Origin of the sequence: Bartonella kosoyi, from assembly GCF_003606325.2 — a bacterium.
GTDB classification, from domain to species: domain Bacteria; phylum Pseudomonadota; class Alphaproteobacteria; order Rhizobiales; family Rhizobiaceae; genus Bartonella; species Bartonella kosoyi.
On record NZ_CP031843.2, the window covers coordinates 539465 to 553145 of the forward strand.

Annotated in this window: 14 protein-coding genes and 1 pseudogene; 13 read left to right on the top strand and 2 right to left on the bottom strand. The window is 38.8% G+C overall.

What is annotated here, in order from left to right; genetic code table 11:
* The first annotated feature begins 10 nt into the window (after window positions 1-10).
* The 13 genes and pseudogenes from D1093_RS02120 (at window position 11) to D1093_RS02180 (ending at window position 10864) form a co-directional block, all read left to right on the top strand.
* Entirely contained in the window at window positions 11-739 is a 729-nt protein-coding gene (locus D1093_RS02120; RefSeq protein ID WP_120100361.1) for an RlmE family RNA methyltransferase, read from the top strand.
* Window positions 740-912: 173 nt separating this feature from the next.
* On the top strand, window positions 913-1938 hold the full coding sequence (gene obgE / locus D1093_RS02125) for a GTPase ObgE (RefSeq protein ID WP_120100363.1): 1026 nt from the start codon (window positions 913-915) through the stop codon (window positions 1936-1938).
* A gap of 1 nt (window position 1939) precedes the next feature.
* Entirely contained in the window at window positions 1940-3079 is a 1140-nt protein-coding gene (gene proB, locus D1093_RS02130) for a glutamate 5-kinase (RefSeq protein ID WP_120102286.1), read from the top strand.
* 44 nt (window positions 3080-3123) lie between these two features.
* On the top strand, window positions 3124-4380 hold the full coding sequence (locus tag D1093_RS02135) for a glutamate-5-semialdehyde dehydrogenase (RefSeq protein WP_120100365.1): 1257 nt from the start codon (window positions 3124-3126) through the stop codon (window positions 4378-4380).
* A 29-nt stretch (window positions 4381-4409) separates the two neighbouring features.
* Window positions 4410-5003: a nicotinate-nucleotide adenylyltransferase gene (locus D1093_RS02140; RefSeq protein WP_120102288.1), complete on the top strand. Its 594-nt coding sequence runs from the start codon at window positions 4410-4412 to the stop codon at window positions 5001-5003.
* A gap of 69 nt (window positions 5004-5072) precedes the next feature.
* Window positions 5073-5501 (top strand): ribosome silencing factor, encoded by a 429-nt coding sequence (gene rsfS, locus D1093_RS02145; RefSeq protein ID WP_120100366.1) that lies wholly within the window; start codon window positions 5073-5075, stop codon window positions 5499-5501.
* Between the two features lies 1 nt (window position 5502).
* Complete coding sequence (gene rlmH, locus D1093_RS02150) at window positions 5503-5985, top strand: 23S rRNA (pseudouridine(1915)-N(3))-methyltransferase RlmH (protein ID WP_120100368.1); 483 nt, start codon at window positions 5503-5505, stop codon at window positions 5983-5985.
* 110 nt (window positions 5986-6095) lie between these two features.
* Window positions 6096-7366 (top strand): annotated as a pseudogene (locus tag D1093_RS02155) (murein hydrolase activator EnvC family protein).
* Window positions 7356-8666: a S41 family peptidase gene (locus D1093_RS02160; RefSeq protein ID WP_120100371.1), complete on the top strand. Its 1311-nt coding sequence runs from the start codon at window positions 7356-7358 to the stop codon at window positions 8664-8666. The pseudogene D1093_RS02155 and the gene D1093_RS02160 overlap by 11 nt, the downstream one beginning before the upstream one ends.
* Before the next feature lie 38 nt (window positions 8667-8704).
* The gene (locus D1093_RS02165) at window positions 8705-9226 is read left to right on the top strand and encodes an RNA pyrophosphohydrolase (RefSeq protein WP_120100373.1); all 522 of its coding nucleotides are present in this window, start codon (window positions 8705-8707) and stop codon (window positions 9224-9226) included.
* Between the two features lie 110 nt (window positions 9227-9336).
* Window positions 9337-9897 carry an invasion associated locus B family protein gene (locus D1093_RS02170; protein ID WP_120100375.1) on the top strand — a complete coding sequence of 187 codons (561 nt, stop codon included), beginning with the start codon at window positions 9337-9339 and terminating at the stop codon, window positions 9895-9897.
* 336 nt (window positions 9898-10233) lie between these two features.
* On the top strand, window positions 10234-10527 hold the full coding sequence (locus D1093_RS02175) for a YggT family protein (RefSeq protein WP_120100376.1): 294 nt from the start codon (window positions 10234-10236) through the stop codon (window positions 10525-10527).
* Between the two features lie 22 nt (window positions 10528-10549).
* Window positions 10550-10864 (top strand): DUF167 domain-containing protein, encoded by a 315-nt coding sequence (locus D1093_RS02180; protein ID WP_120100378.1) that lies wholly within the window; start codon window positions 10550-10552, stop codon window positions 10862-10864.
* A 51-nt stretch (window positions 10865-10915) separates the two neighbouring features.
* Here D1093_RS02180 and ppa read toward each other — a convergent pair whose 3' ends face one another.
* Together ppa and typA are read right to left on the bottom strand one after the other, a co-directional pair.
* Window positions 10916-11446, bottom strand: a complete 531-nt coding sequence (gene ppa, locus D1093_RS02185; protein ID WP_120100380.1) for an inorganic diphosphatase — start codon at window positions 11444-11446, stop codon at window positions 10916-10918.
* Between the two features lie 65 nt (window positions 11447-11511).
* On the bottom strand, window positions 11512-13338 hold the full coding sequence (typA, locus tag D1093_RS02190) for a translational GTPase TypA (RefSeq protein ID WP_120100381.1): 1827 nt from the start codon (window positions 13336-13338) through the stop codon (window positions 11512-11514).
* Window positions 13339-13681 lie beyond the last annotated feature (343 nt).

Below are 13681 nucleotides of genomic sequence, written 5' to 3' on the forward strand. Positions count from 1 at the left end.
ATGAATAACGATGAAAAAAACAACAAAAACCCCAACGGGTGGCTATGGGGGTTCAGGGTCACATGCATTATATCAGCGCGTAAAAAAGAAAGCTGGAACCATTAAAGCTTCATCACGGCGATGGTTAGAGAGGCATTTGAATGATCCTTATGTTCATCAATCAAGAGTAGATGGTTATCGTTCGCGTGCGGCTTATAAACTCATTGAAATTAATGAACGTTATAAGTTTCTGAAAAAAGGTCAAAAGGTTATTGATCTAGGGGCAGCACCAGGAGGATGGTGTCAGGTCGCTGAGCGTATTGTAGGGTCAAGTGATGAAAAACCTAGTGTCGTTGGTATTGATTATTTGCATGTGGATCTATTGCCTAGAGTTGCACTGTTGGAAATGGATTTTTTACATGCAGAGGCACCGCAGAAATTAATTGAAATTTTAGGGACAAAACCGGATGTGGTTCTTTCTGATATGGCTGCGCCAACAACAGGTCATCGTCAGACGGATCATTTAAGAACGATTTATTTATGTGAAGTTGCAGCTGATTTTGCTCTTTCGGTTCTCAAGCCTGGGGGACATTTTTTAGCAAAGGCTTTTCAAGGAGGGGCAGAAAACACTCTTCTCGCAATATTAAAACAGCATTTTAAAAAAGTCTACCATGTTAAACCACCTGCAAGCCGATCAGAATCAGTGGAGCTTTACCTTCTAGCGCTTGAATTTAAGGGAAAAACAAAAATACAAGAATAGCGGCTTCTTTTAAGAAGAATCAACTTTACTTAACTTCTTTAAATGGGATGATTTTTTTCTCAAAGAGTTATCAGCGATAGTGATAGTTTTTCTGTTATCAATGAAGAAAAACTGGTAAAATTAATGTATTGCCTATAGAGGTAGAGAGAGTGATTCCTCAGTGAGTGTTTCCAATGAAATTTCTTGATCAAGCTAAAGTTTATATTCGTTCTGGTAATGGAGGTTCTGGAGCAGTATCATTTCGCCGTGAAAAGTTCATAGAATTTGGGGGACCTGATGGAGGAAATGGAGGACGGGGTGGTGATGTTTGGGCTCTTGTAGTTGATGGGCTCAACACGCTGATTGATTATCGCTACCAACAGCATTTTAAAGCAAAAACAGGGGGGCATGGCAAGGGGCGTAATATGACGGGTGAGAAGGGGGGTGATGTCATTCTTAAAGTTCCGGTTGGGACGCAAATTTTTGAAGAAGATAATACAACCTTAATCTGTGATTTAACCGAAGTGGGACAGCGCTATCGTCTTGCAAAAGGAGGAAATGGCGGTTTTGGCAATCTTCATTTTACGACATCGACAAATCGAGCACCACGTCGTGCAAATCCAGGCTTGGCTGGAGAAGAGCGTGCAATATGGCTTCGTTTGAAGCTAATTGCTGATGCGGGGCTTGTTGGTTTACCTAATGCCGGAAAATCAACTTTTTTATCTTCTGTAACGGCGGCAAAGCCAAAAGTTGCAGATTATCCTTTTACTACTCTCCATCCTCATCTTGGTGTTGTACGAATTGATGGACGTGAATTTGTTTTAGCTGATATTCCAGGGTTGATTGAAGGAGCCCATGAAGGGGTGGGAATTGGAGACCGTTTTTTAGGACATGTGGAACGTTGTCGTGTCCTTCTTCATTTGATTTCTGCTCAAGAAGAAGATGTTGCAAAAGCATATCAAATTGTGCGTCATGAACTTGAGGCGTATGGAAATAATCTAAGTGATAAGACTGAAATTGTTGCTTTAAGCCAGATAGATACGCTCACGATTGAAGAGCGTAAAACAAAACAGGAATCTTTGCGAAGAGTAACGGGGCAACCTGTTATGATGTTTTCTGCGGTTAGCCGCGAAGGTTTAGAAAATGTGCTGCGTGCTGGTGCACATATTATTGAAATGTCACGCAAAGAGGAGAACGGTGGAGATAGCAGGATTGATTGAGATGGCTATTGGATTGCAAAAACTCACACACTATAAACGTATCGTGGTCAAAATTGGATCTGCACTTTTGGTTGATCCTCAGACAGGTTTACGCGTTGAATGGCTTAAAAGCTTGATTAATGATGTTGTTGAATTGCATAAAAAAGGTGTAGAGATATTATTGGTGTCTTCAGGCGCTATTGCTTTAGGAAGAACATTACTACAGCTTCCTAAGGGAGCTTTGAAATTGGAAGAAAGTCAGGCATGTGCTGCTTTGGGACAAATTGAATTAGCAAAAACCTATGGTGATGCGCTTGCACAACATGGGCTCAAAACAGGCCAGATTTTACTCACTTTATTTGATACGGAAGAGCGAAGACGTTATCTCAATGCACGTGCGACGATTAATGTACTTTTACGTTTTGGAGCAGTGCCCGTTATTAATGAGAATGATACTGTTGCGACAAATGAAATTCGTTATGGTGATAATGATCGCTTAGCTGCACGTGTGGCAACAATGATGGGGGCAGATCTTTTAATACTTTTATCTGATATTGATGGTCTTTATACAAAGTCTCCCCATTGCGATCCAACGGCTGAATTTATACCTTTTGTAGCGTCCATTACACATGATATCGAGAAAATGGCAGATGTTGCTGCTTCAGAGTTTTCACGGGGAGGAATGAAGACCAAGCTTGATGCAGGAAAGATAGCGAATGCTGCTGGAACGGCGATGATTATTACTTCAGGCAAACGTATGAATCCCCTTGCAGCGATTGACAAAGGTGAACGCAAGAGTTTTTTTGCGGCTGGGGAGAAATCTGTTAGTGCTTGGAAAACGTGGATTTCTGGTCATTTAGATCCGTCTGGTATTTTGACGATTGATCAAGGAGCCATTAAGGCTCTTGAAACAGGAAAATCATTATTAGCAGCAGGGGTTATTGCCGTTGAGGGAAATTTTCATCGTGGGGATACGGTTGCCATTGTTGATACAAATGGGGTTGAGATTGCGCGTGGACTTGTAAGTTATGGCAAAGATGAAGCTGTACGCATTATAGGACGTAAAAGCGAAGAAATAGAATCTATTCTTGGATATGAGGCACGCTCTGCTATGGTGCATCGTAATGATATGATTTTACGCTGCTTGACCAATTCTGTTTAAAAAAGTTACTTTTGTTTTATTGTTTTAATAGAGTGAATGATACGATGACTTTAGAAGAACAAATGAAGGATATGGGGCAAAAAGCACGCTTTGCCGCTGCAGCGTTGGCTGTTGCTTCTTCTGAGCAAAAGAACAATGCATTAGAAATGATCGCTTTAAGCCTAGAGGCTCACTCAGATGAAATTTTACGGGCAAATTGTTTGGATTTAGAGAAGGCTACTAAGAATAATTTGAAAGCCGCTATGGTTGATCGGCTCAAATTAGATGAATTGCGTTTGGCTGCAATGATAGATAGTGTTCGCCAAGTTGTTCGTTTATCTGATCCTGTTGGGCAGGTCATGAGTGCGTGGACACGCCCCAATGGGCTTCATATCAGTCGTGTACGGACACCTCTTGGTGTGATTGGCATTATTTATGAGAGTCGCCCGAATGTTACAATTGATGCAAGTTCTTTGTGTTTAAAATCGGGCAATGCTGCGATTTTGCGCGGTGGTTCGGATAGTTTTCATTCTTCACATGCTCTTCACCGTGCATTGGTACAAGGTTTAGAGCGCTCTGGTTTACCAAAAAGTGCAATTCAAATGGTTGAAACGACAGACCGTTCTGCTGTTGGGGAAATGCTCAAAGGATTGGATGGAGCGATTGATGTGATCGTGCCACGTGGTGGAAAAAGTCTTGTTGCGCGTGTTCAGTCTGATGCACGTGTTCCAATTTTTGCCCATTTAGAGGGTCTTTGTCATATTTATATTGATCAATCGGCCGATTTAGATATGGCACGCAATATTGTTTTAAATGCGAAGTTGCGTCGGACAGGGATATGTGGTGCTGTTGAGACAGTTCTCATTGACAACGAGGCATTAAAAAAATTTCTTCCTGTTTTGACTGCTTTACAGGAGAAGGGGTGTGAAATCCGTGCCACAGAAGATATTGCGTTTCTTCTGCCAGATATAAAACTAGCCTCTGAAGAAGACTGGTCACATGAATATCTTGATGCTATTCTTTCTGTTAAAACGGTTGAGGGAGTTGAGGGAGCCATTGCTCATATTAAGCGTTATTCCTCAGGACATACGGAATCGATTATTGCTGAGGATATGGAAGTGGTGAAGAATTTTTTTAATCATTTGGATTCAGCTATTTTATTGCACAATGCGTCCACACAATTTGCAGATGGAGGTGAATTTGGTTTTGGAATGGAAATTGGTATCGCAACAGGAAAAATGCATGCACGTGGTCCCATAGGTGTTGAACAACTAACATCATTTCAATATCATGTTAGAGGAAATGGTCAGGTTAGAGCTTGAAAAAACCATTTTTTCCATGGAAAGATCGTATGCCACATGTTGAAAGATCCAATGTTGTGGGTCTTTTTGGTGGTTCTTTTAATCCGCCGCATGCGGGGCATCTTCTTGTCGCAAAAGTTGCTATTCAGCGTTTACATCTTGATCAGTTATGGTGGATGGTTAGTCCAGGAAATCCTTTAAAGGATTGTACACAGTTGCTCTCTTTAGAGGAGAGAATGCGATTAAGTTTTAAGCTTATTGATCATCCGAAAATTCGCTTAACAGGTTTTGAGCAGGCTATAGGAAGCAAAGTATCAATCAATACGATTTTTCATATTCTGACCCATCACAGTGGTGTAAATTTTGTATGGATTATAGGGGCAGATAGTTTTACAACGATACATCATTGGTATCGATGGCGTGATATTGTCTCAATGCTTCCTATTGCAATTATTGATCGTCCTTTAGGCAATAAGGCAGCCCTTTCTTCTCCTATGGCACACATTTATCGCCAGTTTCGTTTGGATGAAAGAGAAAGTGAACGATTACCTTTTATAAAGCCACCCGTTTGGACTTATTTGCATGGCCCTTTATCTTTTCAATCTTCAACAAACCTTCGTTTGAAGAAGAATGATTTTTCTTGAACAATTAATAAGATTCTGCTTCTCTTTAGAGAAAGCTTTTTTTACATACTACAAAAATAAGAAAGGAATATTGATCTGAAAAACGTTGTACAAAACCACTCTTACGATCTTATACCCTTAACAGAAAAAAAAGTTTTTTCTGTGAGTGAGAGTCTTGAAATTCTTCTCAAGAGTCTGGAAGATACAAAAGCAGAAGATATTGTTGCTATTGATATTCAAGGGAAGTCATCTTTGGCTGATTATATGGTCATAGCTTCGGCAAATTCGCAGCGTCATGTATCTTCAATTGCTGATCATTTGTTACGCATTTGGAAAGACAGCGGGCAGGGCTTTGCGCGTGTAGAAGGGCTTTCTGGAGGTGATTGGATATTGATTGATACGGGTGATATTATCATTCACCTTTTTCGTCCGGAAATTCGTCTTTTTTATAATTTAGAAAAAATATGGATGGCTCCAGATTTAAACAATACAACATCGGTTCTCTTCGGAGATCATTAAAATGCAAATTTCTATTTTTGCGGTTGGTCGTATGAAAAGTGGAGCGGAGCAAAAATTGGTCCAGCATTATTTGGATCGTTTTTCTAAAAGTTCTGGGGCTGTAGGATTTCATTTAAAAAAATTACAGGAGATACCAGAAAGTCGCGCTCAAACAGCATGTCAACGTATGGAGGAAGAGGGAAGGAGACTTATTGAATTTTTATCTGAAAAATGTCGATTAATTGTGTTGGATGAGCGCGGAGAGTCGATCTCTTCAGCTGCTTTTGCTGAAAAATTAGGATGTTATCGTGATGAAGGCGTTCGCGATGTTGTCATTGCTTTAGGAGGACCTGATGGACATAGTGAACAAATAAGGAATCGTGCTGATTTTCTTTTATCTTTTGGTCTTATGACGTGGCCACATCAAATTGCACGTATTCTTCTTACAGAACAACTTTATCGTGCTGTAACCATTGCAAATCATCATCCATATCACCGTTTTTAAATATTTTTGTTCAATTTTTAGCACTTATTTATATATTTATTAATAGAGTTTTAGCTGACACCACTTAAAACATCTCTCGTGTATACGATGAGGTATCATGGTTTTTGCAAATGAAAAAATTTCTTCATAGAAAGAGATGCGATATTTATATGGGGAATGCGTGATATTTGTCATCCTATTCTTGAGTATGTTTTTTGGCTTTTCTGTATCGCATGCGGAAGATACAATGAGGAGTACAGAAGTACATAAAGAATTGGGAGAAATTCGCCACAATATTTCACTTTCGCGTGAGCGTGTTGCTTTTCTTACGCGTCAAGTTGAACTTTTAAAAAAAGATCAAAGTGTTTTGAATGATGCACTTATAAAAGCAGCGAAAGAAGAACGTAAAGTGGCAGATGATATTGCTGAAAGGGAAGAAAAGCTTAAGAAAATGATAGAAAAGCGGGTACAAGTCTATCAAAGTTTAAAAAGTCGTCGCGCTGAATTTGCAGAAGTTCTTGCCATTTTAGAACGTATGGGATTGAATCCACCTCCAGCTCTTATGATACAGCCAGAGGATGTGTTGGCTTCTATACGCAGTTCTGTATTATTAGGGACTGTCATTCCTCAGATGCAAGAGAAAACGCGAGATTTAACAGAGAAACTCAAAGAATTGACCAATTTAAGCAATTCCATTACTACGGAATATACGGTGTTAAAGACAAAACTGCAAAGTCAAGCAGAGCAGCGAAAACGCCTAGAGCTTTTATTAGCCCAAAAAAACAAACTACAAAAAAAATCAGAAAAAGAACTTACAGAACAGCAACAAAGAAATATTACTCTTGCTAAAAAAGCGCAGTCTTTGGAAGAATTGATTTTAGAGCTTGACCGTCAGTCAAAACTTAGCTCTGATTCATCAATACAGATACGGAAAAGTTTACAATTGCTAGAGCAGTCCAATTTTGAGAGCCGAAAAGGTTCTTTACTTTTTCCTGTTTCAGGAAAAAGGATTCGATATTCTCATAACAATTCGCAGATTAGGCGTTTTGGTGAGACAATAGAAACAGAGTCAGGGGCTATTGTGATAGCGCCAGCGGATGCTTTTGTTGCTTTTGCTGGGCCATTTCGTTCTTACGGACAGTTAATCATTCTCAATGTTGGAAATGGTTATCATATCATTCTTACTGGAATGTCGAAAATTAATGTAAAACAGGGGCAGTTTGTTCTTTCAGGCGAGCCTCTGGGTATGATGGGGATGCAATTTATTGCAAATAGTGTCGCATTGGATATAGGAAAAGCTGCTCCAATGCTTTACATTGAGTTTAGAAAGCAGGGAAAGCCTGTAAATCCAACTCCTTGGTGGCAGACTGAAAAAATGAGAAGGAGCCAAAATGATTCGTAAAGTTATTCTTTTGGTCGCTGGGGTATTGCTCGGCGCCTGTTCAATGATTATGGTGCAGTCTGTTGCTGCAAATAATGAAGATAATGCCTATAAAAAGTTGGCCATATTTGGCGATGTTTTTGAACGCGTGCGTAAGCAATACGTCACAGTTCCAGATGATAAAAAGCTTATTGAAAATGCTATCAATGGTATGCTCACATCACTGGACCCCCATTCATCTTATTTGAATGCTGAAGAAGCTAAAGATATGCGGGATTCTACGAAAGGAGAATTTGGAGGTCTTGGTATTGAAGTCACCATGGAAAAAAACTTAATCAAAGTTGTTTCGCCGATGGATGATACCCCCGCTTCAAAAGCAGGTATTCTCGCAGGAGATTTGATTTCAAAAATTGACGATGTACAAACGAATGGTCAAACATTGAATGAAGCTGTTAATAAGATGCGCGGGGCTCCTGGAACGCCAATTACCTTGACAATTATTCGTTCTGGCGTTGATAAGCCATTTGAAGTTAAGATTATTCGTGATATTATCAAGGTAAAAGCAGTGAAATATCGCGTTGAGGGTGATATTGGATATTTAAGAGTTATCCAATTTTCTGAGCAGACATTGGGTAATCTTCTGGCAGCAATTAAAGATATTCAATCTAAAATTCCTGAAGATAAACTAAAGGGTTACGTTCTTGATTTGCGGCTTAATCCGGGTGGACTTTTAGATCAAGCGGTTAATGTTTCGAGTGCTTTTCTCAATAAAGGTGAAATTGTGTCGACTCGTGGACGCAAAAAGAGTGATGTGACGAGATTTGATGCCAAGCCTGGAGATGTCACCAATGGAAAACCACTCATTGTGCTGATTAATGGTGGTTCGGCAAGTGCTTCTGAAATTGTTGCAGGCGCTCTACAAGATCATCGTCGTGCAACAATTTTAGGGACGCAGTCTTTTGGTAAAGGGTCTGTCCAAACGATTATTCCTTTGGGCGAAAATGGCGCTTTACGCTTAACAACAGCACTTTATTACACGCCCTCTGGCACTTCTATTCAAGGAACAGGGATCACGCCTGATATTATTGTAGAGCAACCACTTCCTGAAAAATATAAGGGCTATGATGTAAAAGTTGGTGAGTCTGCATTAAAAGGGCATATCAAAGGGAAACGAGAAAGCAATAAAGGATCTGGTTCAGCTGCTTTTGTTCCGAAAGACCCTAAGGATGATATTCAATTGAATGAGGCTTATAAACTGTTACGGGGTGAAATGGCAAATGCGGCATTTCCACCAGATCCCAATAAGGATATATTGAAGTGAGAAATGATATCGATAGCTTGCGCTTTTGAGGAATATAAATGGATGCAGATGTTAATTTGAAGAATCTTCCTTATCGCAAATGTGTTGGAATTGTTGTCTTTAATCATGAGAGTAAAGTTTGGGTTGGGCGTCGTTTAATGGCGCCAGCTCATGCGGATATTGACGGATCTCATCGTTGGCAGCTTCCTCAAGGAGGAATTGATGAAGATGAAAAGCCATTAGATGCAGCATATCGAGAACTTTATGAAGAAACGGGTATTCGATCTGTAAAGTTGATTAAAGAAGCACAAAATTGGTTCCATTATGATTTTCCACAAGAACTTATTGCATGCACATTAAGCAACAAATATCGTGGGCAAACGCAAAAATGGTTTGCTTTTCGGTTTACAGGAGAGCTTTCTGAAATTGCAATTAATCCACCACCAGATGGCAATAAAGCGGAATTCGATCAATGGAAATGGATAGATCTAGCAGCTCTTCCTTCGATTGCGGTTCCTTTTAAAAAGCATGTTTATATGAGTGTTGTCAGCGAATTTCGAGGTAGCCTTAGGTTATTATAAAAGCTATATGGATATTAGAAAGCTTTTTTTATAAAGATGCTTTATATGATGTATATTATTTATAGATGATAGACATGTTTCTCTTTTATGTAAAGAACAGGAATATAAAAATGAAAAAGTTATTTAATTTACTGATAGTTTGTACTCTCTTGAGTATTTCATCTGTTGCATTTGCAACAAATTCAAAGCCTTCTACAGAAAAAGAGGCAGCAGCGACATTGCCAAATGGAGCTTCTTCTTTAACTGAAACCTATGGCTTGTGGACCATTAATTGCGGGTTACAAGAAGGAAAAAAAGTTTGCTTTATGCACCGCCAAGAAGTGAATGAGCAGGGGCGTGTTGTTGTGGCTATGACTCTTATTCTCAATGCTGAGGGTGTTGTATCGGGTAATTTAACAGTTCCTTTTGGCATTTTGGTTTCTAAGCCTGTTCGTTTACAAGTTGATGAAGGAAAAGCTGTTATTGAAACCGGTATTCGGACTTGTGTACCAGCAGGTTGTATGGTTCCGGTTGTTTTTGATAAAAATCACGTAGCAGCTTTACGTGCTGGAAAACAATTAAAGTTAGCGATGACAATTGCTGCAGCAGGTGAACCACCTTTGAATGATTTATTTGTTCAGCTAAATGGTTTTAGTAATGCCCTTAACCGTTTGACTGCTTTGCAGAAATAATTAAAAAAATAAAATAAAGGCGGCCTTAAAAGTCCGCTTTTATTTTGTACGTATAGTCTGAACATTAAAACGATAAGATTTAAAATTAATCCTATAATTGCGTGCTTTTAAAGTTTTCAGATTATTTTCTGTTTCTTCTATTTTCATTGCACTCTTTTTAATTTTGATATTTGTTTTCTAGCTTCATTATTATTAAATAGAGAGATGAAGAATTTGGACTATTTAGTTTTTTATTCATGAGATTTTGAAATATAAAACGATTATTCAATATACAAATTCATTTTAATAAAGGTTTTCTATACGCTTTTCTGTTTCCTTGATTGAAAGGGATAACGCATGGTTTATGCATTGCTTCAAACACTGGATTGGATTTTTGATCTTTATATTTATATTTTAATCTCTAGTGTCATTTTTTCTTGGCTTTATGTTTTTAATATCATAAATTCGCGCAATCGCTTTGTTATTTTGATAGGAAACTTTCTATATCGCCTTACAAATCCCGTTTTAAGCCCCATCCGGAAAATTTTACCAAATTTGGGAACAATTGATATTTCGCCTATTGTGGTGTTCATTATTATTTATTTTATTCGTAATTTCATGTGGCGCGTTTACGCAAGCATGTATCTATAGAAATACGATTTAAGGTAAATACATGTTTTATCAAGTTGATAAAAATAACTTGATTTTGTTTGTATATCTCATTCCCAAATCATCCGTTGACAAAATAATAGGGATTGAAAGTAAGGATGGTGAAAAACAATATCTGACTATACGCCTTCGTGCTGTTCCTGAAGATGGAAAAGCAAATAAAGCTCTCATTAAATTTCTTGCGAAGCAGTGGAAAATTCCACCTTCTTCTATTTCTCTGACAAGCGGTGCAACATCTCGCTACAAACGGCTTCATTTTTCAACACATTTAGAGGAGCTAAAGCAGATATGGCAATCCTTTGGAGATTGTATCTCGTAGAAAAATAAATAATAAAGCCTATCAAAAATAGGCTTTATTATATTAAAATTGTTATATTTCTTTATTGCGTTCAACGGCTTGCTTAATGAGTTCATGCGCGAAGTTCTTATCACGCCACCCTTCAATTTTAGCCCATTTCCCAGGCTCCAAATCTTTATAATGCTTGAAGAAATGTTCAATTTGTTTGAGTGTAATCTCAGCCAGGTCTGTATAGTCATGAATATTGATATAGCGTTTTGTTAATTTTGGCGTTGGAATGGCAATAATTTTTTCATCTTTACCACCATCATCTTCCATCATCAGAGCCCCGATGGGGCGAACATTGATCACACAACCAGGCATAAGTGGACGGGTATTACAGATAAGCACATCAATAGGATCACCATCATCTGAAAGCGTATGAGGGACAAAACCATAATTTCCAGGATAAACCATTGAGGTATGAAGAAAACGGTCAACGAATAATGCGCCCGACTTTTTATCCATCTCATATTTTATTGGCTGACCACCAAGAGAGACTTCCACAATAACATTAATATCTTCTGGCGGGTTTTTGCCTACGGGTATTTCTTTAATATTCATAGAGACATCCTTTCTGGGATAAAGTGAGGCTTACAATCAAATATTTGACCAAAGAGGTTATGCAATTAGCTTGAAATTGATGCACGTGTTTTTTCAAAACGTTTACGTTCATTGGGATCAAGATAAAGTTTGCGGAGCCGAATATTTTTAGGGGTAACCTCCACAAGTTCATCATCTTGTATCCACGATAGGGCACGTTCTAATGTCATTTTAATGGGAGGCGTTAACTTTACGGCTTCATCTTTTCCAGAAGCACGCATATTGGTGAGTTTTTTTCCTTTTAACACATTGACTTCTAAGTCGTTATCGCGTGAGTGGATGCCAATAATCATCCCTTGATAGACTTTCACACCTGCATCAATGATCATAGGTCCGCGATCTTCAAGATTAAAAAGAGCATAAGCAACAGATTCACCGTTGTCGTTTGAAATCATAACACCATTAACACGACCAGCAATGTCTCCTTTATAAGGTTCATAAGTATGGAAAAGGCGATTCATAATAGCTGTACCACGGGTGTCTGTTAAAAGTTCAGACTGATAACCAATGAGTCCTCGGGTAGGCGCGTAAAAAACAAGGCGGACACGATTCCCTCCAGAAGGACGCAATTCCACCATTTCACCTTTACGTTCAGACATTTTTTGCACAACAGTACCGGAATATTCTTCATCAACATCGATAACAACTTCTTCTATTGGCTCAAGAGTTATTCCATTTTCATCTTTTTGCATCACAACACGTGGACGTGAAACACTAAGCTCAAATCCTTCACGGCGCATATTTTCAATGAGAACCGCAAGCTGTAATTCTCCTCGTCCTGACACATAGAAAGAATCTTTATCGGCTGATTCTTCAATTTTAAGCGCGACATTGCCTTCTGCTTCTTTTAACAAACGGTCACGGATGACACGGCTTGTTACTTTATCTCCTTCCGTTCCAGCAAGGGGACTATCATTGACAAGGAAACTCATCGTAACAGTAGGAGGATCAATGGGTTGGGCAGTCAAGGGTTCATTAACAGCTGGATCACAGAAAGTATCCGCAACGGTACCTTTTTGTAGACCTGCAATCGCAACAATATCACCAGCACTTCCTTCTTCAATAGGTTGCCGTTCTAGACCACGAAATGCTAAAATTTTTGAAATACGCCCAGTTTCTAAAAGTTTTCCATCTTGCCCAAGGACTTTAACATTTTGATTGGGCTTTAGAGAGCCGGAATGAATACGACCTGTAATAATTCGTCCCAAAAATGGATCTGCTTCAAGAATAGTTCCAATCATGCGAAATGGTCCTTCTGCGACACGAGGAGAAGGAACATGGCGCGTTACAAGATCAAATAAAGATTCCAACCCTTGATCTTTTGGACCTTCTGGGGCTTCAGCCATCCATCCATCGCGCCCAGATCCATAAAGAATAGGAAAATCTAGCTGTTCGTCGGTTGCATCAAGAGCGGCAAAAAGGTCAAAAACCTCATTAATGACTTCATCAACGCGTGCATCAGGTCGGTCAATTTTATTAATAGCAACAATAGGGCGCAATCCTACTTTTAATGCTTTACCAACGACAAATTTTGTTTGTGGCATAGGTCCTTCAGCAGCATCAACAAGTACGATGGCTCCATCAACCATGTTTAGAATACGCTCAACTTCTCCACCAAAATCGGCATGTCCTGGTGTATCAACAATATTAATTCGGGTATCTTTCCAAACGACAGATGTCACTTTCGCTAGAATTGTAATTCCACGCTCTTTTTCAATATCGTTTGAATCCATCATACGTTCGCTTGTACGCTGATTATCACGGAAGTTTCCTGATTGCTTGAGAAGTCCATCTACAAGCGTTGTTTTCCCATGGTCAACGTGGGCAATGATGGCAATGTTACGCAATTGCATAAATTTTCTTCTTTTCGTTTAATGAAATTTCATTTGAGGCAAAGTCTTTACGTTCTTTGCCTGACTATTAAAAAGACCTTTTACATGTTTTTTTATAATTTTGGAAGATGGAGGCCATATTTTTATGGCAAAATGATTCTTTCAAGTCTTTAAGGCTCTATAAAGGCTCAATTGCTGGAGTTTTTTCAACATCCAGATTTAATGCAACTGCATATTTGAGATAAATATGGAGATAATGATAATTAAGAATATTATAAGAAGCACTAACTTTTCTAGGATAGTTTAGAAAAAGAGTTATGATCTTGATTGATTGATGAAATGCAAATACAGCCCGATTTATAAA

Bases quoted from the DNA above. Each gene is read 5' to 3' on its own strand.
- D1093_RS02140 (WP_120102288.1), top strand. From the start codon at position 4,410: ATGCCACATGTTGAAAGATCCAATGTTGTGGGTCTTTTTGGTGGTTCT.
- obgE (WP_120100363.1), top strand. From the start codon at position 913: ATGAAATTTCTTGATCAAGCTAAAGTTTATATTCGTTCTGGTAATGGA.
- ppa (WP_120100380.1), bottom strand. From the start codon at position 11,446: ATGAATATTAAAGAAATACCCGTAGGCAAAAACCCGCCAGAAGATATT.
- D1093_RS02175 (WP_120100376.1), top strand. From the start codon at position 10,234: ATGGTTTATGCATTGCTTCAAACACTGGATTGGATTTTTGATCTTTAT.
- D1093_RS02160 (WP_120100371.1), top strand. From the start codon at position 7,356: ATGATTCGTAAAGTTATTCTTTTGGTCGCTGGGGTATTGCTCGGCGCC.
- D1093_RS02170 (WP_120100375.1), top strand. From the start codon at position 9,337: ATGAAAAAGTTATTTAATTTACTGATAGTTTGTACTCTCTTGAGTATT.
- rlmH (WP_120100368.1), top strand. From the start codon at position 5,503: ATGCAAATTTCTATTTTTGCGGTTGGTCGTATGAAAAGTGGAGCGGAG.
- D1093_RS02165 (WP_120100373.1), top strand. From the start codon at position 8,705: ATGGATGCAGATGTTAATTTGAAGAATCTTCCTTATCGCAAATGTGTT.
- proB (WP_120102286.1), top strand. From the start codon at position 1,940: ATGGCTATTGGATTGCAAAAACTCACACACTATAAACGTATCGTGGTC.
- D1093_RS02120 (WP_120100361.1), top strand. From the start codon at position 11: ATGAAAAAAACAACAAAAACCCCAACGGGTGGCTATGGGGGTTCAGGG.
- D1093_RS02180 (WP_120100378.1), top strand. From the start codon at position 10,550: ATGTTTTATCAAGTTGATAAAAATAACTTGATTTTGTTTGTATATCTC.
- typA (WP_120100381.1), bottom strand. From the start codon at position 13,338: ATGCAATTGCGTAACATTGCCATCATTGCCCACGTTGACCATGGGAAA.
- D1093_RS02135 (WP_120100365.1), top strand. From the start codon at position 3,124: ATGACTTTAGAAGAACAAATGAAGGATATGGGGCAAAAAGCACGCTTT.